Source organism: Flavobacterium ginsenosidimutans, assembly GCF_003254625.1.
Lineage (GTDB): Bacteria > Bacteroidota > Bacteroidia > Flavobacteriales > Flavobacteriaceae > Flavobacterium > Flavobacterium ginsenosidimutans.
Genome location: NZ_QJRJ01000081.1, coordinates 63,573 through 88,124 on the forward strand (window position 1 = coordinate 63,573; position 24,552 = coordinate 88,124).

Below are 24,552 nucleotides of genomic sequence, written 5' to 3' on the forward strand. Positions count from 1 at the left end.
TGTAATTAATACAATTTAAATAATGAAAAACAGAAAATATAGATACTGTCTAATCGCTTTTGCATCGATGCTGATGATGGCTTGCAGTACTAAAACAACATATAAAATCAGTTCTCCAGAAAAAATCTCTGAATTAACTTTTGAATTAACACCTTCAGGACAGCCTCAATACAGTTTTTCTTCTAATGGAAAATCGGTTATAGAACCTTCTCTTATGGGATTTGAATTTCAAGGTTTAGCTAAAATGACAGATGGATTTGAAGTCGTTTCGACCGAAGAAAAATCGGCAGATGAAACTTGGGAACAGCCTTGGGGCGAATTCAAAAAAGTAAGAGATCATCATAACGAACTGATTGTTCACTTAAAAGAAGCAAAAGGAGAGGAGCGTTTGGTTGATATTATTTTTAGAGTTTTTGATGATGGAGTAGGATTTCGTTATGAATTCCCGAAACAGCCTCATTTAGGAAAAGTCAAAATTTCTAATGAAATAACGCAATTTACTTTTAAAGACAATAACGAAGTTTGGTGGATTCCAGTACATCGTGAAAATAGTTATTACGAAAGTGAATATCGCAAAACATTAATGAGTAAAACCGACACAATTAATACGCCTGCGACTTTTGAAACTAAGGACAAATTGCACGTAGCGATTCACGAAGCCAACTTAACAGATTTTGCTTCAATGACGCTTTTGAAAACGACAGACAAACAATATAAAAGTGATTTAGTGCCTTGGGCTGATGGTGTAAAAGTATATGCTGAGACGCCTTTTAAAACACCTTGGAGAACTATTGTGGTTGGGAAGAATCCTGGACAAGTAGCAACTTCGACCATTATGCTGAATCTTAATGAGCCTTCAAAAATTGAAGATTTATCTTGGATCACGCCTTCAAAATATATCGGAATTTGGTGGGGAATGCATTTAGAAAAATACACTTGGGGACAAGGACCAAAACATGGCGCGACAACCAAAAACACAAAAGAATATATTGATTTTGCTGCAAAAAATGGTTTTGACGGAGTTTTGGTAGAAGGATGGAACGAAGGCTGGGATGGCGACTGGACTGCTGATGGTTCTGCATTTAGTTTTGTAAAAGCATATCCAGATTTTAATTTAGAAGAAATCACCAAATATGCAGCGATGAAAAATGTTCGTTTAATAGGACATCATGAAACGGCTGGAGCTACTAAAAACTATGAAAACCAATTGGAAGATGCTTTTAAACTGTACCAAAAAATGGGAGTAAACTCAGTAAAAACGGGTTACGTAAACAAATATTTGGATAAAAAAGAATGGCATGATAGCCAATACGGTGCACGTCATTACAGAAAAGTAATCGAAACGGCGGCTAAATATCACATTATGATTGACAACCACGAACCAATGAAAGGAACTGGTTTACAGCGTACTTATCCAAATTTTATGTCGCAAGAAGGCGGACGCGGACAAGAGTACAATGCATGGTCTGTAGATGGAGGAAATACGCCAGAGCATTTAACAACTTTGCCTTTTACAAGAATGCTTTCTGGACCGTTTGATTACACGCCTGGGAATTTCAATTTTGATTACAAAACACCTTCTGGTGCAAAAGTGCAGACAACTTTAGCAAATCAGTTAGCATTGTATGTGATTATTTTCAGTCCGTTGCAAATGGCTTCAGATTTACCTGAAAATTACGAAGGAAAACCAGAATTTCAATTCGTAAAAGATGTTCCTTGCACTTGGTCTGACACTAAAGTTTTAGATTCTAAAATTGGAGAATACACTACAATTGCCCGTAAAGATTGGGAGGAGAAAAATTGGTATTTAGGTTCGATCACAAATAGAAATGCAAGAGACTTAAAAGTAGCGCTTTCATTTTTAGATAAGAACAAAGAATACGAAGCAGAAATTTATGCAGATGGAGAAGGAGCAAATTATAAAACAAATCCATATCCGGTTACAATCTCTAAACAAAAAGTAAACAGCAAAACTGTTTTAAATATCAAATTGGCAGCTGGCGGAGGAACAGCAGTAAAATTCTCTCCAATCGAAAAATAAATTAGTTAAGTTTTATTTTGAGTTAAGTTAAGTAAGTTTAAGTTTGGTAATAAACCCGATAACTGAGGAGTTGTCGGGTTTATTTATTTTGTTTCAGGTTTCATGTTTCGGGTTTCAAGTTTGAGTAACTTTGAGTATAATTTTACCGCAAAGAGCGCAAAGTTTTTTCGCAAAGTTCACAAAGGTTTTTTAAGGTTGATTTTGTGAAAATGTAAAGTTCGCAAAGCTTCGTATAAAATTTTAATCTCGAAAAGACGCAAAGAATATAAAAAACTTAGCGCTCTTTGCGGTAAAAGAAAACTTAGAATCTCAGCACCTTAGAATCTTAGCGTCTGAGAGAGAACCTTTATTTAGTAACTTTAACATGTTTGCCGAAAGTGTAAACTGCAGTTATTGTTGGTCCATTATATCCCCATTTCAAGAAACCGTTTAATCGGTCTTGGACAGTATCTATTCTAAAATTCAATCCAGTATAACCTGCAGTAAGACTAAAGTTTTGAACAACATTATATAAAACCGACAAATTGTAGCTTATGATTCGGCCATCGGTTTCATCAATTTTTACTGCGAGATAATTTACGTTGGCATACAAACCCCAGCGTTTTCCAAGAACAAATTCTCCCCATATTCCAATATCTGGCAGTGGAGCAGTAAAGTTAAAATTATCATGATATTCTACACTTTGTGTATTAGCATCTAATTTTAAACCTAAATCTGCAAAAAGGACATGCGCTCCAATTAATAGACCAGCTTGATATTTAGGTTTAGATAGAATAGCGTAGCCATAAGCAATTCTGGCAATTTGTACATTAAAAGTACCTCGAACACTTCCATTCACTGGATAAGTATGATCTCCGAAATTAATATCTCTTTGCAGCGTTTTTGTTGCAGTTCTGTCTAGCACAAAATATTCAAAACCTAATCGGGATCTTTTGGATATGCGCCAATCAAATGTTCCTAAAAATGATGCAGTTGATTTAGAAAACCCTAAATCACTTTCAAGATCAATTTCAGTTCCTACATTTCCGTTATTTCCTTCAACTTGAACAACAGTATTATTTACAGGAAAAAAACCGCCGGCAGTAACTTTAAAGCGTCTATTGTGCCAGGGCAGGTCATCTACAGTACTATCTTGAAAATCATCTTTTTCAGTTTTAAAAGTTGTTAAGTCTTCCTCTTTACTGGTTTCAGCAACAGTTTGAGCGTTTAACGGAATCCAAAGGAGCATCATTACCAAAAAAATAAATAATTGTTTCATCAGAGTAGTTTTTAAGTTTTTATTAGGTAATATTTAACAATTAAAGTTAGTAAAAATAATCGTTCATTTTTGTTTTTATATCTGAATTATTTTAAGGAATTAATTGGTTATCAGTAAAATAAGGAATTATTACAAAAAATAGTTGACATGTCACTCTTTTTTGTAATTTTGTCGCATGGAAATTAAACATACCGATAAAGAGAATTTTTCAAATTTTTGGAAAGAAGAAATATCAGATAGTTTCTTCTTTCAGATTCATCGTATTAAACGAGCAATTTTCAGGCGTACAAATGCGTTAATGAATGAATCAGGAATCACATTACAGCTAGAACAGTTGCCATTGTTGATGATCCTGCATCATAAAAGTCTTTCGCAAAGAGAATTGTCAGACAAAACAATGAGGGATAAATCGTCTATTTTAAGAAGTATAACAGCACTCGAAAAAAAGAATCTTGTTGAGGTTGTAAAAGACAAAATGGATAAACGAAAAAACATTGTAAGTCTTACAAATGAAGGAATTACTTTGGCTAAAAGCATTAGATCTCTGATGAAAAGAGCCGAAGAAGAAGTGATGTCTGTGTTTACTCCAAAAGAAAGAGTAGAAGCTTTGAATGCAGTAAGATCGTATGCAGACAAACTAGAAACCCTATAATTTTTTTAATCTTTAAAAGTTGACATGTCAACTGATTTTTAAATACTTATTTTGAATAAATGAAAAAAAATGAATTGTTAGAAGGACCAATCCTTTCTTCATTATTAAAATTAGCAATCCCGATTATGATTGCTAATTTATTACAAGCCGCATATCAGTTGGTAGATGCTTTTTGGGTAGGACGTTTAGGCGGAGATGCTGTTGCAGCCGTTTCGATAAGCACACCCGTAATATTTTTAACCATTGCATTGGGAACTGGATTAGCTATTGCTGGTTCTATTTTAATTGCACAATATTTTGGCGCAGGAAACCAAAAAATGGTCAACCACGTGGCTGCACAGACATTATCGATGGTTATTATCGTTTCGGTAGTCTTGTCGATTATTGGATATATTTTGAGTCCGTATTTTTTATATCTGCTAAAAGTAACGCCTACAGTTTATGTTGATGCATTAGGATTTATGCGAGTGGCATTTATTGGTTTAGTTTTTAGTTTCGGATTTATGATTTTCCAATCAATAATGCGTGGAGTTGGACGTGTTACACTGCCCGTTTATATTGTTTTAGGAACTGTTATTTTGAACTTTGCCCTGGATCCGCTGTTTATTTATGGATGGAATTTTATTCCAGCTATGGGCGTAAAAGGCGCGGCTTTGGCGACTTTATTCACACAGCTTCTCGCGATTATAATTGGATTTGCGATTTTGTTTAGAGGAAAACACGGAATTCATCTCCGTATTGCAGATTTTAAACCTGATTATAAACACATTAAGAGAGCTTTTGAAATTGGATTTCCTTCTTCGATTGAGCAGTCAATGCGCGCATTAGGAATGATGGCAATTACGTTTTTGATTGTTCGTTTCGGAACGCTAACAGTTGCTTCTTACGGAGCTGGTTCTAATTTGATTCAGCTGATTTTAATTCCAGCTTTGGGTTTATCAATGGCAATTGCAACCCTTGTGGGGCAAAATATCGGTGCTGGAAATATTGACCGTGCAGCCGAAATCTCAAAACTTGGAGCCTATCTTGGTTTCGGATTATTGACAGGTCTCGGTATCATAGCTTTTATTTTTGCGCCCTATTTAATTGCATTTTTTGTTCCAAGAGATCAAGCGGTTATTAAAGGAGGAACAGAATTGCTGAGAATTACTTGTCTTTCTTGGGGGTTTTTAGGTTTACAGCTTTGTCTAACTGGCGTTTTCCGAGCTGTCGGAAACACAAAACTTCCTATGATTCTGACTTTGGTTTCACAATGGGTAATTCAGTTTCCGTTGGCTTACATTTTATCTCATAATACTTCTTTAGGTAAAATTGGAATCTGGTGGGCTTTCCCGATTGCTTCTGTTGCAACGGCTTTAATCACTTTGATTCTTTATGTAAAAGGAGATTGGAAAAAAGAAAAGCTTACAGGTAAAACCAACAAATTGATTGATAAGGTTGAAAGTGAAATCTTGAAAGAGGGATTTGATATTTCTAAGTAAAAGTTCTAAGGGACAAAGGTTTCTTTAATGTTACAAAATTAATTTCTATATCTGTAGAGATGCACTGCAGTGCATCTTACGAAAGATTGTCAGATTACATATATTCCACATTTAGACGCACTGCAGTGCGTCTCTACGGAAATTCTTTCGATTAAAGACGTGATTTTTCGCGTCTTTTTTTATTTGTAATATTTTTTTGCTAAAATAAAATTTCAGTATATTAGAAACCTCGAAAAAAAACTTAGAATCTCAGCACATTAGAAACTTTTAAAGCCATGACTAAAAATCTAAAGCGTTATTTCATTAAATCTGTAATCGTATTAGCCCTAATTCACCTAGTTTATTTTTTATATGGTTATTTTACCTTTAAAGGGCTAAAAAATATTAATATCTACACTGAATTTTATCGATTTAAATTTTACGATGATGTTTCGATTTCGCACTTTTTTGTGAGTGGTTTATTTTTACTTTTCTTTTTAATTTTTCTAGTTCGAAATCATTCCAGAGAAAATTATAAAGGCGGAAATGCATTTAAGATTGGAGTTTGTTTATTTCTGATTTCATTTTTGACTTTTTCATTTTTTATAAGTTATAGTTTTGGAATGAATGCAAAACTGAAAACAGAATTATCTGAAAATGATTTTAATAATGACAAAAAATTACTCAATGTATTAAATCCGTTTTTGTATGGATATACCTCTTATAGTTCTGAAAAATTGTTTAATTACGAGAATATTTTATATCCAAAACCGTATCCGGTGACTAAAGAAGAAGATACGATTTCGGCTGGAGAATACCCAATAATTGAGAATAGCTATTATAGTATTGACACAATTAAAACATTAGCCGACACTTTTGATAAAACGATAGATAGAGCCGATAGCATTCTAAATATTTTGAGTTTTAATAAAGAGGAATTATACAAAAGAATTATTTCTAAAAAGGTTATAAATGATAGTATAGAAATTATTTTTAAAAGTGTTCCAGTGCATCCAGAACATGACGAAGATATTTGTATCTTTTTGGAAAACAAATCTTTATTTAGCCCCGTTCAAGGAGATTCAATTGATAAACAAAGATATCAAGCGGCAGTAGATCGCTATAAATTGCTTTATAATTCTAAGAAAGATTCACTGACGTTTACATTTCAAAAATTGGATACGCTTTTTAGAAAATACAATATAGAAACGAATCTGATTCCGAAGCAACTGACTCAAGATGTTTATCATTATAGAGATAATCGCGATGAACCGCTGAACGGAATTCGTAATAATTTTGATAGAAAAGCGCTTGGCGAAAAATTTACAACTTTAGATAAATTATTTTACGAACCAAATTACCTTCATCCCAATATTATTGGAATCTATTTTATTGTAATTGTTTCCGTTTGGATCGTATTGTTTGTGTTTTATCTTCTTTTCAATAAAAAGAAAAATAGAAACTAAACCCTATGATAATCGGCTTTCCAGTGTACAATTGCTTTTTTGATGGCGTTTCCAGTTAAATTGTTCTTTAAAACATCTTTTATAAGCGGAATTAATTCGTGGTCTGGTGCAAAACGTAAAGCAAATATTTGATCGTCAGTTAATTTGTATTCAAATTCTTCAAATCTTTGTCCAGTTAAACTGAAATAGCGATAACGCATTTCTAATCGCACAATTCTGTTTTGAAGTGTAAGAGCATAATGCTGGCGCAACATATACGCTATGACGAATAGAAATACAAATGCAACACTGATAAATCCCCAAATTAAATGATCTTCTGTTTTAATACTCAAATAAATGCTGGCGATTAAAAACAGAATTAAAATAGGATAATATATAAAATGGTGCGGTGTGTAAAACCTTATATGATTGTAATATGTTTGAATTTTCATGCTTTTTTGTTTAGATGGTAGCCTATAAAAACAAAGCTACTCTATATTTCTATAGAGTAGCTTTTTCCCAAAAATAAACTAACATAACCAATGTTCTCTTTATAGACTAAACCTTTTACAGTTTGCTTTGTCGATTTTAATAAGAAGAAAGCCTTTCCATTTCGTTCATCAATCTACAATATGGCTTATTTTTCTTTGATGTAAAATTACTTTAAGAGTGGTTGCGATTTGTTATATTTTAATCGGAAAAAGTTACATGATTCCAATATTTGCATTTTAATTATATAAAATTCAAGCTATTGTAATAAGCTCTTTAATGACATTCCATTCGCTCAATTTCTCTTGAAAAGTCTTGCCAGCATTGGCGGGACTTGTTGACGGAAGAGTAAAAGTCTTGTATTCTTTAGTTAAATGAACATACTTTTTAAAAAATGCCGCCGATTTCTGTCCGTTAAAAAGAATGCTTTCAATTTTGGGATGTTTTTCTAAAAAATCTTCAAAATCGTTTGCAATTTCATTTTTAATAGCGCTATCTAGACTTCCCACACGTTCGCAAAATTGTAAGACATCCCAAACAGCAATATCATTTTTTATTAATAAAGTTTTTCTGATTTCATAATCATTAGAAAATTGTTCACCTAAAATCTGGAACATAAATTTCCAAAAGTTATTCTGATTATGACCGTAATATTGATTGAGTTCTAAAGATTTTGTTCCAGGCATCGTGCCTAAAATCAGAATTTTAGAATTTGGAGAACTTATAGGAGCAAAGGAGAAACTTTTCATTTTTATTTAATTCGATTTTTTTCTTTTAGTTAAAATAATCATTAATAAGGAATTATAAAACAAAACGAGAAAATTATATAACATTTTTGGTCTGTCTTTGGGCGAACTTTGACTTTCAGTTTTTTAAGAAAAGCTTTATGGCTTTCATCTAAAAAACGGTTTAGCAAATTATAGAATTAAAATCCAGTCACCATGAAAATAGTTACTATAAATACAGAAAAAACTCAAAATATATTTGATGAACTTCATACTAATTTTGGCGGAAAAGTGACTTTTGACTTAGACGAATATACACTAGAAGTACAAAATAGTTTTGCGGAAGGTTCAATTATGGGGGCTTCTTTTAATGATAATATTTCGTATGTTCAGTTTGATATGACATTTTCAACTGATGTTAGATTGGATATTCTAAATGTAAAATCTTCGCCTATTTATTTTGCTTATTGTTCGAAAGGCAATCTTTCGCATAGCTTCGGATTAAATGGCGAAGAGCGAAAATTAAAAACCTTTCAAACTGCAATTGTAACTTCTAAACAGAATCAGGATAATGTTTTGTTTTTTGAAAAAGGAAAAAAAACGAAGCTTACTTTAATAATAGTTGGAACCGAAATTGATGCAAAAAATCAAAATCATTCTTTAAATCAACAAGTAAAAGATACTTTTTTCGAAAATAATTTAGTTCAAGATTTCTTTTACATTGGTTCATATAATTTGCAGATTGCAGAAAAAATTGAGCAGCTTAATTCGATTACACAAACAGGCATTGTCCGTAATTTATTGAAAGAAGGAATTTTGAGAATTATTCTTGCAATGGAAATTCAGCAACATTCTGACGATTTACACGCTTTCGCAAATGAATCAAACGGATTGACTTTAAGAGAAATGGAAGAAATAAAAGAGCTTTCTGAATTTATAAAATCAAGTCCAGAAGAAGCTTTTTCAATAAAAGCATTAAGTAAAAAATCTGGTCTTTCTCCAAATAAACTTCAGGAAGGTTTTAAAATGATTCATAATCGCACAGTCAACGATTACATTACACACATGCGAGTTTTAAAAGCCGAAATCTTAATTAGAACTTCTGATTTAAATATTTCAGAAATAGTGTATTGCATTGGTTTTACCAGCAGAAGTTATTTCTCTAAAATATTCAAACAAAAATTCAACTGCAGCCCAAAAGAATATAAGTTTAATTTGAGTTCTTTGGCTATTACAGCGTGATAAAGTTTCTGAGATACTAAGATTCTAAGGTTCTAAGTTTTGTCGTTAGCTATAAAGCATGATATATAAAGTAAAATCCTCAGGTTTTGAAGAATTCAAAACCTGAGGATTTTGTTATTTACTTAAAGTAAAAACTTAGTATCTCAGAAACTTAGCAACCTTTCTCTAACGTCCAAATCGATAATAATCTAAATCCGTATTCTTTTTATTATTAAGTGAATCCAAGATCGAATTCATTCCGATTACACTAAAAGTGATTCCGTTTCCTCCAAAGCCAAGAATATAATGCTCATTTTTCCTCGGATTTGGTTTTCCGAAGTAGGGAAGTCCGTCTTTCGTTTCACCAAAAGTACCCGCCCAAGAATAATCGATCTTAAAATCTAAATCGGGAAATCTCTTGAAAAACTGTTTTAAAAGATATTGTTCTTTTTTAGGAAGCAATTTATCACGTTTATTGGTGTCTTTAAAATCTTCATCACCGCCACCCATTATGATACGGTTATCTTCAGTTGTTCTAAAATAATGATAAGGCGATGCTGTGTCCCAAAAAATAGCATTTTTGAAATTTTCTGGAAGATCAGTCTGACTTTCAGAAGCAATAACGTAAGTACTTTTTAAATCGACTACTTTTTCTTTTATTGTTTCTGTACTTTCATAACCCGTACAATGTATAATATGATCGGCTGTTATGACGCGTTTTGAATCTGTTGTAGCAATAATGTTGCCTTTTTGATGCTGTATTGAAGCTATATTGGTTCGATCAAAAATCTGCATTCCTTTTTCATGACAATGAAATAAAAGATCAGTTGCAAATTTAAACGGATCCATAACAGCAGCAGTTTTAGATTCGATTCCGGCAATTGCATTTAAACCCATTTTTTGAAGTTCAAATCGGCTGAGCCAGCTAATTTCAAAACCATGCTGTTTTCGGGTTTTAAATTCATTTTTTAAATACGGAACATCCTTCTTCAAAGTAGTAAAAAGGATGCTTTTTTTGAATTCAAAACCACAATCGCTGCCAACAGTGTCAATGATATTTCGAAGATCAAAAATGGCTTTTTTACCATTTTGGTAGCTATCAATAGCACAGCGCGCGCCACGGAGTTTAATTAACTGATGTAAAGGAACATCAATTTCATATTGCAGTAAAGCAGTGCTTCCAGAAGTACTTCCGCCACAAACGTCGCGACGGTCTACAAGAACAATTTTTTTTCCTTCATTCAATAATTTATAAGCGATTAATGCGCCTGTAATACCACCGCCAATAATTAGAATGTCAGTGTTAATATCGGAATCTAATGAAGGGTAACTTTGTTTTATGGCATTTTTTAATGGCCAATAGGTTTCGGTTGAACTTAGTTTCATTTTTGGTTATTTTTTAGAGCTGTTTTTGGGAGTTCGTTTTGTTTTATTTGGTTTTACATTTTTTTGTTTTTTACGATTATGAAGTTCATGTGCTTCGGCGATAGAATGTGAAGTTCTGATGCTTTGGTCTTTTTTGGCCAGTTCACTTAATCGGTGATAATATTTCTGAATGATAATCATTTCTTCTTCGGTCATGCTTTCAATATCAACAAGACTATTGCTCGATAAATCATTTGACGCTACGAGTTCATTTAATTTTAACTGAATGGCAAGCGAATCTTTATTTTGTGCTTTTTGAATTAAAAAAACCATCAAAAAAGTAATAATCGTAGTTCCTGTATTAATGACCAATTGCCAGGTTTCAGAATAATCGAAAATAGGACCAGAAACCGCCCAAGCAACAACAATAATAAATGCGCTGATAAAAGCAGTTGTGCTTCCGGCAGCTTTTGAAACTTTTGAAGCAAACTTTTCGAATGCACTGCTTTGCTGAGATTTAGAATTCATTACTATTTGTTTTTTGTTTTGCTTACTTTTTCTTCTCGAATTACTTTATTGTTCTTCTTGTCATAAACAGCAGGATCTATTTCCTGGCCTGTTTTGCTGAATATTTTAATTTTTGGAGCTTCATGCGTGCCTGTAATTACAATCGGGAAACCTATAATTCCGAAAAGCGGAAGACCTAAACGCATTCTAAGATCCAATAGTCCATCAAAGCTTGTAGTTCCTTTAATTGTGGGTTTAAAACCTGCCACACTAAAGGTAAATGGCTCAACATTAATAAGGTTTTTATCTATAGTCGATTTGATTTCAATTCCCTTTATATCAGGATTATTCAAACCGTTTTGTCCTGTTTTAGAACTAATTCCGTCAAAAAGTTTCAGTCCTTTAATTTTTACATCACGTAAATTTATCGTTCCGCCGCCTTGAAGAGATTCGTAAATTGGCCCCATATTTCCATTCAAATCTCCTTTGACTTTATAGTCGACAGATACGATTCCGTATGCTTTTTCAGCAGCAGTAACCATGTCATGAAACATCGGAATCTCTTTATAAGCTCTTTGAACATCAAAATCTTTTGCTGTAAAATGAGCATCAAAGTGTGCAGATGTTGGCGATTCGTCTCTATAAGAGGCATTTATACCTAAAATGCAGTCGATGATATTAAAGGTAATGTTTTCTAAGTAAAATCCTTCTTTTTTTATACCAGTTTTTCCAGTTAATTTATTAAGGACCAATCCGTTGTATTCTATTTTGTCTGCATTGGCGTTTAGACTGACATTCAGGTTTTTAGGAATGATCACTACACCGCTCATTTTTGGGTGATCTTCCTTGGCATAATCAACGGCAAGCGTACGGTCTTTATTTTCTCCTTTTTCGAGCGCCATAAATTCATCAACATTGATCAGTTTTGATTTTAAATTGAAGTTTCCGCTCAAAGTTCCGTTAGATTCTAAGAAATAATTAATTGTATTTAAAAGATAACCATTTATGTCAAAATCAGATTTTCCATAAGAAGCGTTGAATTTTTCAAACCACATTTTCTCATTTTGAAAACGGAAATTTCCTTGTTTAATAAAGAATGCCTTCGGAAACAATTCTGAAGTCGCTTTTATATTTTTAAGCAATAATGTGCCTTTGTTATCCAGTTTATCATATTGACCAGTTGTAGCGTAACTTTGTTTTCCTTTTAGCGAAAGATCGGCTTTGGCATAACCCGTCAAATCAAGACCTTTTTCTGAGAAAACCTGATAGATTCTGCCTACATTAAGCTCGCCTTTAATTTTTGCATTATAAGCCAAATCACTAAAATCAGATAAAGTGGCGTTGACATAAACTGGATTTCCTTCAAAGACAAAAGAAGCTGGAGCAACGGCAACAATCAAATCCTGATAAGTTCCTGCTTTATTAAGCATATTGGCTATAAAAGTGATATTGGTAATTGGATTTGGATAATATTTTGTTTTAAGCCAACCATTTCGCAGAGAAATTCCGCCAATAGTTTTTGGAAACAGTTTTTTCGAAGTGCTAAAAAGTCCTTTTGCCTGAATATTGGTTTTTAAAATTCCTTTTAAATCAATATTTTCCAATCCCAAAGCAGCATCAACAACAGCAAGATCTAACGCGCCTTTTACACTTGCATTAAGGTTCATTTCGCTTAAACCTTTACTGTGCAAATAAGCATTGAAATAGTCTTTTTCGCCAACTTTAAATTTTAATGTTCTAAGATTTACCAAAAGCTGTTCTATATCTAAAGACGGAAGAATAGCATTCAAATCCATTTTAAAATCGGTTAAAGGAACTGGTGCGTTTTTATAATTTACCGAACCTTTGTTAATTTTTAAATTGAAAGCCAAGTTTGGTTTTTGCTTTTTTTGAACATTATAATCTCCTTTAAAACTAAGCAATAAATCGCTTCTTCCAGAAATCTCGGTTTTTTCCAGCCATGTTAAATATTCTGGTGGCATTACTGACAATAAGTCTTTTACAGTTGTATTTTCTGAAGCAGCTTTAATGTTGATTTTATATCCATCTCTTAAAATAGAAAATAAACCAGTAAATTTTAAAGGCAATTTATTGATATGAAGTTCATTTTTTTGCAAAATAAAAGTAAGGGCGTGCGTATTGATTCGAGTAATTAAATCTGCACTAACTTTTTTTCGTCTCAAATAACCAGTTCGGTCATAATAGAAATCGAGATTATCAATTTTAGCATCGGTAGCAAGGTCAAAAATGTCTTCGCTTAGATTTCCTTTTCCGATGTAATTAAAACCTTTTGCATCAACTAAAATTTTTGCAGAACGATCGTTATATTTTACATGACAATTTTGTAAATCAATACGTTCCAATCGAATTGCTGTTCCTTCTTCTGGAGCATTTGGATCTTTTTTTTCATCTTTTCGATCTTCTGGAGCCACATAAATATTATAATTCGCCTGACCTTGTTCATTAACCATAATATTGATTAAAGCATCAGAAACGTAAAGTTTATTGATTTTAACTTCGTTATCAAAAAGCAGTTTTTTTATATCGATTCCAAAAGCAACTTGATCCGCTTTTAGTAAAGTGTCGTTGTTGAAAGGCTTAGAACCCGTTAAAGACAATTCATCTAGCGAAACAGTCAACGAAGGAAAATGTGTAAAAAAAGAAAGTTTAGATTTTGTAAAATCAAGCTTTGTATCTAAACGTTCGTTCGCAATCTTCTTTACTTCCGAAGCAATTTTTCCAGGAAAAAGTAAAGGAATAATAAACAGCAAAAACAAAATTACCGCAATTGTAATTCCAGTAATTTTCAAGACTTTTAAGGCGGTATGTTTGAATGTAGAAGGCATATACTTTTAATTGTGAATGGTAAATTATTAATTGTGATATATTTTGCTGATTTTTGATTTCTTTTCAAAATAATTGTCACAATGTTTGTCCTCCTGAGCGTAGTCGAAGGATCGCATGCTTAATCTATTAAGTGTGTTTTACTTTGTGTGTCCTTCGACTACGCTCAGGAAGACATAAAATGAGAATTGGAATTTAAAATTTGAGATTTATTATCTTTTTATTTTTTCTTATCGGCTTCGGCTTTTTTAGCTTCTTCCTGTTTTTGTTTTTCTTCTTTCTCTTTCTGTTCTTTTTCCTCTTTTTCTTTAGCGGCTTTTTCTTGTTGTTCTTGTTTCTCTTTTTTAGCTTCTTCTTGTTTTTCTTTTTTCTCTTCTGCCTTTTTCTCTTTTTTCTTGAAGTAACCTCTAAAAAGGAAATTGCTTTTTGCGGCTTCCATGTTTTCGCTAAAACCTTTTGTACCGCTTTCTAGATTAGAAAGTGTGTTTGAAACGCTGTTGGCCATTTTATCATCTCTTACCAATCTTGCTAAAGCGCCGTTTCCGTTGTTCATGCTATGGCTGAAAATGGCAATTTCATCTGAAATTATACCAATATTATCCACGCTTTTCTTCACACTTTTCATAATATCGTGCATTTCAATTCCGTCAACAGAAGCAATCTGACCGTTGTCTTCAATTTCTTTTTGAGATTTGGCACCTGGAGAAATCGTTAAAACTTTGTCGCCCATTAAACCGTCAGAACCAATACTTGCAGTGGCATCGGTTTTAATGAATTTTCGAACATCTTCTTTCATTACCAAAATGACGTTTACTGTCGAATCATTTTTTAACTGAATTTGTTCTACTGTTCCAACATTAATTCCAGAGAAACGCACATTATTTCCAACTTCTAAACCACTTACAGTTTTAAACTGAGAACTAATGTGAAAGGTTGAACCAAAAAGATTTTGCTGTTTTCCAATGAAATACACAGCCATTATAAAAAGCAGTAAACCAATTGTTACAAACATTCCTAATTTCCAAGTAGATCCTGATTCCTTTTCCATGATTTCTATTATTTATTTTGCTTTATTCAAAAAATGAGCGAACCCATTCGTCTTCGTCTTTTTCTAGTTCTTCGTATGTTCCTTCAGCGTGAATTACACCGTCTTTTAAAACCACAATTCGATCAGAAGTTAATTTGGCGCAAGCCATATCGTGTGTGATAATAATCGACGACGTTTTTTGTTTGTGTTTAATGTCTAAAATCAATTCGCTGATTTCTCGTGATGTTATCGTATCCAAACCGGTTGTGGGTTCATCATATAAAATGATTTCTGGTTTTAAGATTAAAGTTCGTGCTAAGCCAATTCTTTTTTTCATTCCGCCCGAAAGTTCAGAAGGCATTTTGTCAATTGCATCGGCTAAACCAACATTTTCTAGTGCTTCGATTACTTCATTTTCAACTTCATCACTGCTTAAATCACGTTTGTGTTTGGTCAAGGTAAAAGCCAAATTTTCGCGAACCGACATTGAATCGTACAAAGCGCCACTTTGAAACAAAAAACCTATTCGAACTCGAATGGCGTTAAGTTCTGTTTTAGAAATATTAAGAACGTTTTCATCAAAGACTTTGATTTCGCCTTTGTCTGGTTCAATCAATCCTACGATACATTTTATGGTTACTGATTTTCCAGAGCCAGATCGTCCTAAAACCACTAAATCTTCGCCTTTATTCAAAGTGAGATTTACGCCTTTTAAAACGGCATTATCTTTTCCAAAAGTTTTATGCAGATCTTTAATTTCAATAATTGGAGTTAGATCTTTTTCTTTTGTTTTAGGTTCTTTATGTAGTTTTTCCTTCATCATTTTAAAAGAATAAATCGGTTATTTGAACAGCAACCATATCAATTATAAAAATGCTTAACGAAGCCGTTACAACAGCAGAGTTAGCAGCTTGTCCCACACTTTCTGTTCCGTTAGAAGCATTAAAACCTTTGTAACAGCCAATCATTCCAATAAAAAATCCAAAAAAGAAAGTTTTTAGCGTTGCAGGAAGCAGATCTAAATATTCTAAGGATTGAACGATTTGGGTTAAAAACCTGTAAAAATTGACATCTCCATGAATGTTGATGCCTACATATCCGCCAATAATTCCGATTGCATCTGCAAAAAAGACTAAAATAGGCACCATCAAAGTGCAGGCTAAAACACGCGTTACCACCAAATAGTTATACGGATTTACAGCTGAAACTTCCATAGCATCAATTTGTTCAGTCACTTTCATAGAACCTAATTCGGCACCAATTCCTGACGAAATTTTTCCAGCGCAAATCAAAGCTGTAATAACAGGTGCAATTTCTCTGATTAGCGAAAGCGCAACCATTCCTGGAAGCCAAGATTCGGCTCCAAATTTCACCAACGTTGGACGCGACTGAAGCGTAAGCACCAATCCCATAATAAAACCTGTAATTGCAACTAATGGCAGAGATTTATATCCAATAATATAGCATTGTTTTAGAAACTCTCTGGTTTCATAAGGCGGAATAAAAACCTCTTTAAAAAACCGTTTAGCAAATATTGTGGTTTCTCCAATTTCGGCGAATGTATTTTTTATGTCGAGAATCAAAATGTTTTGTTTTAATGTGAATCCTATAAAATGAAAAACTGAATGGTGAAAAGACACTTTCAGTTTCTATATGAAGGTACTTTTTTTTAAGAATTAAAATCTTACAGAACTTTTAAGGAAGTTTATATAATTTTCATCGAATGATGCACAATAAAAAGGAAGAAACAACGTTTTAGGAAATGTTTGAAAACAAAAAATCCCTTTCGATAAGAAAGGGATTTTCCGGGTTTAAAAAAGTGAAGTATTTGGTTAGCTTCATTTTATAAAATTACGAATTAATTGCTAATCCTGTACGGGATTTCATTAAAGGTATAACTCGTGATTGTGAAATTGCTAATTTTTCCATTAATAATCTGGCAGTTAAGAAACATACGGTTGATTCTGCACCTTGATTTAAGTTGACATTATGTTTTTCAAGTCCGTCGTAACCGCCACCGCTTACGGGATTATACATGATCTGATTTAAATGATTTTTGCCTAAAAACCAGTTGAAAGCCGCTTTCATTTTCTTTTTATAATCTGGAGTTTTAAAAGCATTATAAAATGCATTTAATGTCTGAATCGTATAAGTAACGTCAATAGGCTGTTCCCCATATTCACTTGGTTCTGAACCTTTATGATGCCAGCTTTGATTTGAAATGGCTTTAAAGTTTCCGTCGATAAATGTTTTAGAAATCAAGAAATCTAGAGAGTCCAATGCTACTTTTTTATACACCGGCTTATTGGTAATTAAATAAGCATAAAGCATAGATTCTGGAAGAATTCCGTTTCCATAAGTCAGATAATTTTCAAACCATTGCCAGTCTTCTGTAGCTGTATCTTCGTAATTTGCCAAAAGTTTAGCATTTAATTTATTGATGATCGCAGCAACATATAAATTAGGAATTGTAGAATGGTACAAATACAAACCTTTTGTAGCAAAACCAATTGATCGTGGCGATTGGATATTTTCGGCCCATTTTAATGAATTCAATAAACATCTTGTCGCTTTTTTGGTAATCGCCTCTGGAAGAAGATCTGACATTGAAACGACAGTTCCTAAAGCCCAGATTGCTCTTGCATTAGAATCTTCTAAATTCACTTCGGCATTTTGCTCAATATGTTCGCGGTTTTCCTGATCGACATAATTGATAAAATCTCCTTTTGGTTTTTGGCAACGTTGAATAAAATCTAAATAAATTAAAATATAAGCCAAATCGTCTTTGTCCTGAGTCAGTTTGTAATGCATGCAAAAAGCAATTAAAGCTCTTGCATTATCATCTAAAGTATATCCTGAATCTAAATCTGGGATCGAAATTTTACTGAATTGGATAATTCCTAATTCGGTAGTTAATTTTTTAATATGTTTTAACTGAATAGCAGGATAGCTATATTTAATTTCTGATGGATTTTTCATTAAGTTTTTATAAGTATTCATTTGAGTAATCGCGGCATTTTCCCATGAAGAAGCACGCATTTTGGTGAAACAACCAATTCCCATTTCGTGTCTTAAGTTTTCATCTTCGATCAATTTAATTGCGGCTTCTGCAAATTGATCAGCATTTCCAATATCACATAAAATTCCAGAATCTGGAGTTAAAACTTCTTTGGTATGCGGAATTTTAGATGCGACAATCGGACAAGAACAACTCATTGCATAAGCAAAAGTGCCACTCACGGCCTGATTTGGATCTTTGGAAGTAAACATATAAATGTCTGTCGCTTTCAAATATTCTAAAAGTTCATCAGTGTCTAAATATTTATTTATGAAACGAACATTATCCTGAAGATTCAATTCTTTTACCAAACCTTCCAATTTATCTCGATAAGTATCAACGCCGTCTTTAATTAAATTTGGATGTGTTTTTCCTATAATTAAATACAAGGTATTTGGTGCTTTTTCGATAATTTTTGGCAATGCCTGTAAGCCTGTTTCTATATTTTTTCCTTCGCCTAAAAGCCCGAAAGTTGAAAGTACTAATCTGTCTTGAATATTTAATTTTTCTTTTGCCTGTTCTGGTGCTTCGTATACCACAATATGAGTTCCATGAGGCACGCAAGTAATTATTTCTTCATTGATGTCGTAGTCTTTAATTAAAATTTCTTTTGATTTATAAGTCATTACAAAAACCGAATTGCTGTAGCTCAATAATAGCTTTACGAATGTTCTCAATTCGTCATTCGGATTCGGAATTACGCTGTGAAAAGTAAACGTCACAGGGATTTTAATAGCATTTAAAAAATCTAAAAGATGGTCTCCATAATTTCCTGAAAACAAACCAAATTCATGCTGAATATGAATCAATTTCACAGTTTTATCTGCATTAATTTCCTCGGCGACTTTAGCGTATTCTTCTCGATTTTTTGTGTTTAAGGTAAATGCTTGTGTCGGTTGGTCTTTGGGTTTGTCAACAAGTTCACATATTTCGCATTTGATAGATTTACCGTAAACATCTGTGATCCCTTTAATGGTATCTTGAGTATAGGTTGCTATGCCGCATTGCGTAGGCGGAAAAGTAGATAAAAAAACTATTTTTGATTTATTTGATATTGTTTTCATGAGAATTCATTTTTAGCTCGGTTAATAACTCGTTCAGGTTCAGAGATGCCACCGCAATCTTATCATCGGCAGCGCCATAATAAATATATAGTTGGTCGTCAAAAATGGCTGTTCCAGTGGGGAAAACCACATAATTGACATATCCATGTCTTTCATAATATTCAGAAGGAGTAATAATAGGTTTTGGTAGTCGGGCTATAACTTTTGAAGGATCTTCTAAATCCAATAAAGCAGCTGCAGCATGATAAACCAAACCTTTCTCTCTTCTTTCAGCAGCATGATAAATTAAAAGCCAGCCATCTGCTGTTTCTATTGGCGGGGCTCCTGGACCAATATGACTTGTTTCGTGATCATATTTAGGTTCCATTACAATATGATCGGGAAGATTTTTTAAGTAATCTTTCCAAAAATCTTCTGTGAGTTCAGATTTTTTTTCAAACGAAAAAATCTGAATAGATGGAAATAATCGATGCAGTGCAACAAATTTTCCATTGAACTTTTTCGGGAATAGAACTACGTTTTTATCCCAAACAAATAGGTTTTCTTTAATGGTTTCCGTTAACGGATAATTTCTTTCTGTATTAAAAGCTAAAATCTTAGCAATGCTCGGATTCTGTAAATGCTTTCTAATTAAGTTTGTAAATTCGTGAAGAATAAACTTCGGTGTAATAATTCCTTTCTTCTTAAAAACTTTCAAATCTTTAGAAACAGCGAGAGCTCCACAAGCGTTAATTCCGTCGTAAGTAACATAAGTCATGTAAAAACTGTCGTCTATTTTAGTAATTCTAGGATCTTCGACACCATGAATTTCATAAATATATTCAGGAACAAAAATGGGTTGTGTATTTCTTTCCACTAAAGTCGTTGGGCCTTCAAAGCGGCAATAACCAATAGTAGAGAAATTCCCTTTTTTTGCAGCTCTGTAAAACATGTGTATGTTGTTTCCGTCTTGATAAATTGCAGGATTTAAAACTCCTAATTCTTCAAAATTTCGATCTGTTTTTTCTAAAATGACTCCATGCTTTTTAGCTGCTTCCATTACTGTAAAAAATTTTATCTAAAATTACTTTAGTATAAAAGTGACCATTAATGCAATCCATTAAAAAATTAACTCAAATGCATAAACATGGTAATTCTGTAAGGCTTGTAGATAATCGTGAAAGTGGCGTGTAATCTGGCGTTGTTTTAGTTTATAGCGATAACAATAAAGCGTATAGAGTTAACAAGATTTGTAAGAATAAAAGAACTTTGAAATAAACAAGAGAGGCTTATAAAATAGTCGTATTAAGAACTTAAAAATCAAATATTATGTTACGTTGGACAGTTATATTTATAATTCTTGCTATTATAGCCGGAATTTTTGGTTTTGGCGGTATTGCTGCCGGAGCCGCAAGCATTGCAAAAGTTTTATTCTTTATCTTTTTAGTCTTATTTATTATATCATTAATTACAGGAAGAACGAAAGTTTAGTCTTTTTTTTAAGGTTCAGAGGTTCAAAGTTGCAAAGGTTCAGAGGTTTTATTTCGAATACTCTGAACCTTTGCAACTTTGTCCCTTTGTAACTTTATCTCAATACCATTTTGCGTAATACTTTCTAGTTATAAATGCAATCGGAATTCCGACACAGCAAATCACAATCAGAATAGAAAGCAAAAGCGGAAAATCTAATTTCTTTTCTGGTAAAACTGGAAACACTATAGGGAGAACGATAAGATTCATTACAGCCCAAATAAAGAATCCGTAAGAGATGCCAGATAGGAATGTGTTTATTTTAAAGAACGGGATATAAGGAAAAATTTTAAAGTAAAACCAAGCAAAAATAAAAGCAATTAAGAAATGAAAACCCAAACCTGCAAAAGTCATTTCTGGTCCGCCTGTGTAGGCTTCTTTTTTAAAAATACCGCTTGCAATAGATTGTAGAATCTTTTCGGCTGTTGTTTTATGAAGTATCACTGCATAAATCAAAATAGCGGCAGTAATGTCTAATGTTCCTGCAACTAAACCAGATGAAACAATGGTTTTAACTTTTGATCTCATAAAAATAGTTTAGAGTTAAATTCATTCCTTATTTTTTAATATGTTCGTAAATCGATTTTAACTGGTGTGTATGTCTCTGCGTGTGTACAATGGCAAAATGGAGCCATTCATAAATTGTGAAATGTTCAAATCCAGGTACTTTAGCATCCAGACAAGTAAGCGTTAAATCGTAAGTTTCTGCTGCTTCAAATAAATCATTTTGTATTTTTTTGATAGAAGCCAGCAGTGTACTTTTTTCATACTCAATTTCAGCAGGTTTTATATTTTCAGGCGATTGATATTTGGTATTAAAATCTAAAAAGATACCATCAAGAGCTTTTACATTTTCGTCAGGTTTTCTGGTTGTTTTTTCTGTTTTTCCAGCAAACAGCATTGTTAATCCTGAACAGGCGAGAATAATATGCTGTGCGGTTTGTCCAGCAGTCCAGCTTCCTTCAAACGGCACAATATTGATTTCTTCTTTTGAAAAAGAAGAAAGAAGATCATTCAATTTGGTGTAGGTCTCAAGTATGGTATTTTGAATAGCACTTTTCATTTTCATTAATTTTAGAAATTAGATACTCGACAGTATATATTTACCGATTGGTTTAAAACTACGGTATATAAACTGGTAAACTAAATTTATAGAATTAGGCGAATGAATGATGGTATTTCAAATATACAATAAAAAATATTAAAATACTATGAATCAGATATTTGAGAAGTGTTAATTTTTTAAGGAAGAGCTTCGCACAAGTAGCCGTGCGAATTTAAAATGTCGATAATTTTTGTATTCGAGATTGCAGTTGCATGAATACGGAGAATTTTGTCGCAATCTTCTAAATCGAAGTTGATCAAGCTATTGGGATAATGCTCAAGAAGTTTCTCAATGATGATGTTACATTGCGATTCTTCTTGAACATTTGTTTTAAAAACTTCAATCATAAAGTTTTGGTTTTTAGAGCGCTATGTTTTTATAACGCTGTATTCTATGATATGTTACATACGATATAATTAATATCGCTAAAACGATTAAAGGGAAGAAACCTTGAAAACCGATTCCGTCAACTGCGAAATGGCTTATTGAGGCAAAGATAAAATCAAAAGCAAATCCTGCATAAGCCCATTCTTTGATTCGTCCAGGAACTTGCGGAATAATTAATGCTAAAACTCCAAGAATTTTAAAAACGACTAACGCATTGCCGAAATATTCCGGATAGCCCAAGTGTCTGATTCCTTCTTTTGCCATTTCAGACTGAGAAGTTAAAGCCGGCATAACGCCTTCGAATAAAAAAATAAGAATTGTAGTAGTCCAGAAAATGATTTTCGTTGTTTTCATTGAATATTTATTTAAAAGGTTATTAGTTAAAGTATTACAAATCTAATAATGTTTTCCTTTTAAAGAAATACATATTTACGACTATTTTAGGGGCATTTTGGACATTGTTAGTTGTTAGTTGTTAGTTGTTAGTTGTTAGTTGTTAGTTGTTAGTTGTTAGTTGTTAGTTGTTAGTGTTGAACTTACCTTACTATTTGTCATCCTGACGAAGGAAGGATCACACTAGTAGCTCGACAAAGTTTTGTCTTCCTGAGCGAAGTCGAAGGATCGCACAGATAATCTACAAAGATTGGCGATTTTGATTGCGGGGCTTCGACTTCGCTCAGCCTGACATAAGATGCGAAAAAAATGCAATTAAAAAAACCTTTGTCAAAGTTTAAAACTTTGGCAAAGGTGTATCGTGATAGTTTGGAATTTGGAATTTAAAATTTACGTAAGTTGATAATTCGTAATCGTAAACAAATCCTCAAAACCTAATCTGGTATAAATACCTTTTCCTAAAGCCGAAGCTTGCAATTGTGCATATTCGCAATCAGCGTCAATACCTTCGTTGATGGCAAATTTCATGATTTCTTCGGCGAAACCTCTTTTGCGCATTTCTGGAATAACGCCGACACCGTGAATTCCCATGATATCTCCTGTTTGAAAAAGAGTCAACGTTCCAATCGCCTTTCCTTCAAAATGAACCAAGTAGAATTTCACATTCTCATAATTATGAACTAATGTTTCTTTGCTAATTACATAACTAAAAGACAGCGGATAAATATCAGACCAAGTTTTGGCATCTTCTTCATTTAAAACTCTTCTAAAAGTAAGATTGTTTTGAAGCGGAAATTTCTCTCCCAGTTTTAAAGTCATTGCTACAAGCTGAATTCGGATATTAAACCCATTCTTTTCGAAAATTTCTTTAGAATTACTTCCAAAAATATCCCAATATGGAATAACCAAACCTGGATTTTTCTCCATGATTTCTTGAATTTGCGGAAAGTTTTCTTCGGTAATATCTTCTCGAAACCATAATCTATTGGGCCAGCCTGAATTTTTAATTTGAGAAAATTCAAAAGGATCGTTTTTATGATAAGAAAGGAGAGGAGTTGCAACAGTTTTCCAAAGAGTGGTAAGATTGTCAATATTGTCTTTGATGAGGTCTATTTTGGTCATTGTAGTAACGAATTTGAATTATAAAGCAAAGATAAATCTGGTCTTTTAGAAAAACCTTTACATATGTTGATTTACAAATCTTTTTCCAGACTTTTTCTTATTCGGCTTAACTGTGTTGGCGTAATGCCCAAATGCGAAGCGATATGTAATAACGGCACGCGATCGGCAATAGTTGGATGTTTTTCCAAAAGACTGACATATCTTTCGGTTGCGTTCTGCATGACCAAAGCGACTTCTCTTTGTTCTTTATCAATAATCCAGTTTTTCTCTAGATGAGCAATATAGAAGCTTTTGAGATCATCGTTTTGGTAGATCAGCTCCATATATTTTTTATAGTTGATGTTGATTACAATGGAATCCTCTAAAGCTTCAATTGTAAAATTAGAAGGAGTTTGGAGCATCAGCGAAACTTTAGAACCTGCAAAATAATTCTCAAGAAAAAGGTTTTTGTTATAGAAATTCCCCTGCTGATCTGTTATAAAAGCCCTTAAAACACCTTTCGCAACGAAATGAAGATTTTTAGCAATTTCTCCGTTTCCTAATAGTGTTTCTCCTTTTTTAAGAGTTTGGAAATAGGTAGTGCTTTCAATCAATTCCCATGATTTTTCAGAAAGAGGGTAATAGCTTTCGATGGTTTGTTTTAATTGATTAAGGTATTTCTGTTGGTCAGATGTCATTTTATTTTTGCTTTTGCGAAAGACTAAAATTAGATAAGTTTTTTGGTAGATGCAAACTCAGTTATGGTTCTCGAAAATCTTAAGCCTAACTGAAATTCTTTACTGCATTGAAATCGCAAATTATCTTTTTAAAAATATAGAGACAATATATTTTGAAAGAAATTACACCTTATTTTGTTATAAAGAAAACTTTTTCGGGCAAA

General features: G+C 32.9%; 23 protein-coding genes. 6 read left to right on the forward strand and 17 right to left on the reverse strand.

The annotated features are described in order from the left end of the window. Positions 1–22: 22 nt before the first annotated feature. A complete protein-coding gene (locus DM444_RS18590; RefSeq protein WP_111289392.1) occupies positions 23–2,041 on the forward strand; it encodes a glycoside hydrolase family 97 protein in 2,019 nt (672 codons plus the stop codon). Positions 2,042–2,387: 346 nt separating this feature from the next. Here the strand turns inward: DM444_RS18590 and DM444_RS18595 are convergent, their stop codons facing one another. Continuing rightward, positions 2,388–3,299: a hypothetical protein gene (locus tag DM444_RS18595; RefSeq protein ID WP_111289394.1), complete on the reverse strand. Its 912-nt coding sequence runs from the start codon at positions 3,297–3,299 to the stop codon at positions 2,388–2,390. Between the two features lie 175 nt (positions 3,300–3,474). On the opposite strand from DM444_RS18595, the gene DM444_RS18600 reads away from it, so the two are divergent. From DM444_RS18600 to DM444_RS18610, 3 genes are all read left to right on the forward strand, one after another. Beyond that, positions 3,475–3,951 carry a MarR family winged helix-turn-helix transcriptional regulator gene (locus DM444_RS18600; protein WP_111289396.1) on the forward strand — a complete coding sequence of 159 codons (477 nt, stop codon included), beginning with the start codon at positions 3,475–3,477 and terminating at the stop codon, positions 3,949–3,951. Positions 3,952–4,010: 59 nt separating this feature from the next. After that, positions 4,011–5,432 carry an MATE family efflux transporter gene (locus DM444_RS18605; RefSeq protein WP_111289398.1) on the forward strand — a complete coding sequence of 474 codons (1,422 nt, stop codon included), beginning with the start codon at positions 4,011–4,013 and terminating at the stop codon, positions 5,430–5,432. 275 nt (positions 5,433–5,707) lie between these two features. Next, entirely contained in the window at positions 5,708–6,877 is a 1,170-nt protein-coding gene (locus DM444_RS18610; protein ID WP_111289400.1) for a hypothetical protein, read from the forward strand. Here the strand turns inward: DM444_RS18610 and DM444_RS18615 are convergent. Further along, positions 6,874–7,308: a DUF6526 family protein gene (locus tag DM444_RS18615; protein WP_111289402.1), complete on the reverse strand. Its 435-nt coding sequence runs from the start codon at positions 7,306–7,308 to the stop codon at positions 6,874–6,876. The genes DM444_RS18610 and DM444_RS18615 overlap by 4 nt on opposite strands. Positions 7,309–7,599: 291 nt before the next feature. Then, positions 7,600–8,094 carry a DNA-deoxyinosine glycosylase gene (locus tag DM444_RS18620; RefSeq protein ID WP_111289404.1) on the reverse strand — a complete coding sequence of 165 codons (495 nt, stop codon included), beginning with the start codon at positions 8,092–8,094 and terminating at the stop codon, positions 7,600–7,602. Positions 8,095–8,286: 192 nt separating this feature from the next. On the opposite strand from DM444_RS18620, the gene DM444_RS18625 reads away from it, so the two are divergent. Beyond that, a complete protein-coding gene (locus tag DM444_RS18625; protein WP_111289406.1) occupies positions 8,287–9,312 on the forward strand; it encodes a helix-turn-helix domain-containing protein in 1,026 nt (341 codons plus the stop codon). A 165-nt stretch (positions 9,313–9,477) separates the two neighbouring features. Here the strand turns inward: DM444_RS18625 and DM444_RS18630 are convergent, their stop codons facing one another. The 8 genes from DM444_RS18630 to DM444_RS18665 form a co-directional block, all read right to left on the reverse strand. Beyond that, a complete protein-coding gene (locus tag DM444_RS18630) occupies positions 9,478–10,677 on the reverse strand; it encodes an NAD(P)/FAD-dependent oxidoreductase (RefSeq protein ID WP_111289408.1) in 1,200 nt (399 codons plus the stop codon). Positions 10,678–10,683: 6 nt separating this feature from the next. After that, entirely contained in the window at positions 10,684–11,184 is a 501-nt protein-coding gene (locus DM444_RS18635; RefSeq protein ID WP_111289410.1) for a low affinity iron permease family protein, read from the reverse strand. Between the two features lie 2 nt (positions 11,185–11,186). Further along, on the reverse strand, positions 11,187–14,009 hold the full coding sequence (locus tag DM444_RS18640) for an AsmA family protein (RefSeq protein WP_111289412.1): 2,823 nt from the start codon (positions 14,007–14,009) through the stop codon (positions 11,187–11,189). A 218-nt stretch (positions 14,010–14,227) separates the two neighbouring features. Further along, on the reverse strand, positions 14,228–15,055 hold the full coding sequence (locus DM444_RS18645; RefSeq protein WP_111289414.1) for an MlaD family protein: 828 nt from the start codon (positions 15,053–15,055) through the stop codon (positions 14,228–14,230). Between the two features lie 22 nt (positions 15,056–15,077). Then, positions 15,078–15,854 (reverse strand): ABC transporter ATP-binding protein, encoded by a 777-nt coding sequence (locus tag DM444_RS18650; RefSeq protein ID WP_394364529.1) that lies wholly within the window; start codon positions 15,852–15,854, stop codon positions 15,078–15,080. Between the two features lie 4 nt (positions 15,855–15,858). After that, positions 15,859–16,617 carry an MlaE family ABC transporter permease gene (locus tag DM444_RS18655; RefSeq protein ID WP_111289418.1) on the reverse strand — a complete coding sequence of 253 codons (759 nt, stop codon included), beginning with the start codon at positions 16,615–16,617 and terminating at the stop codon, positions 15,859–15,861. 268 nt (positions 16,618–16,885) lie between these two features. Continuing rightward, positions 16,886–19,156, reverse strand: a complete 2,271-nt coding sequence (locus DM444_RS18660) for a glycosyltransferase (RefSeq protein ID WP_111289420.1) — start codon at positions 19,154–19,156, stop codon at positions 16,886–16,888. Next, positions 19,137–20,195 (reverse strand): glycoside hydrolase family 130 protein, encoded by a 1,059-nt coding sequence (locus DM444_RS18665; RefSeq protein WP_111289422.1) that lies wholly within the window; start codon positions 20,193–20,195, stop codon positions 19,137–19,139. The genes DM444_RS18660 and DM444_RS18665 overlap by 20 nt, the downstream gene beginning before the upstream one ends. Before the next feature lie 269 nt (positions 20,196–20,464). Here DM444_RS18665 and DM444_RS18670 point away from each other — a divergent pair, with 269 nt between their 5' ends. Then, a complete protein-coding gene (locus DM444_RS18670) occupies positions 20,465–20,626 on the forward strand; it encodes a DUF1328 family protein (RefSeq protein WP_111289424.1) in 162 nt (53 codons plus the stop codon). A 99-nt stretch (positions 20,627–20,725) separates the two neighbouring features. On the opposite strand, the gene DM444_RS18675 is transcribed toward DM444_RS18670, so the two are convergent. From DM444_RS18675 to DM444_RS18700, 6 genes are all read right to left on the reverse strand, one after another. Continuing rightward, on the reverse strand, positions 20,726–21,193 hold the full coding sequence (locus DM444_RS18675; protein ID WP_111289426.1) for a DUF1440 domain-containing protein: 468 nt from the start codon (positions 21,191–21,193) through the stop codon (positions 20,726–20,728). Between the two features lie 28 nt (positions 21,194–21,221). Continuing rightward, positions 21,222–21,728 (reverse strand): DinB family protein, encoded by a 507-nt coding sequence (locus tag DM444_RS18680; RefSeq protein ID WP_111290120.1) that lies wholly within the window; start codon positions 21,726–21,728, stop codon positions 21,222–21,224. 179 nt (positions 21,729–21,907) lie between these two features. Then, positions 21,908–22,117 (reverse strand): hypothetical protein, encoded by a 210-nt coding sequence (locus DM444_RS18685; RefSeq protein WP_111289428.1) that lies wholly within the window; start codon positions 22,115–22,117, stop codon positions 21,908–21,910. Between the two features lie 13 nt (positions 22,118–22,130). Further along, on the reverse strand, positions 22,131–22,511 hold the full coding sequence (locus DM444_RS18690; RefSeq protein ID WP_111289430.1) for a DoxX family protein: 381 nt from the start codon (positions 22,509–22,511) through the stop codon (positions 22,131–22,133). A gap of 429 nt (positions 22,512–22,940) precedes the next feature. Continuing rightward, positions 22,941–23,672 carry a GNAT family N-acetyltransferase gene (locus DM444_RS18695; protein WP_111289432.1) on the reverse strand — a complete coding sequence of 244 codons (732 nt, stop codon included), beginning with the start codon at positions 23,670–23,672 and terminating at the stop codon, positions 22,941–22,943. Between the two features lie 71 nt (positions 23,673–23,743). Then, positions 23,744–24,349: a Crp/Fnr family transcriptional regulator gene (locus tag DM444_RS18700; protein WP_111289434.1), complete on the reverse strand. Its 606-nt coding sequence runs from the start codon at positions 24,347–24,349 to the stop codon at positions 23,744–23,746. Positions 24,350–24,552: the final 203 nt, after the last annotated feature.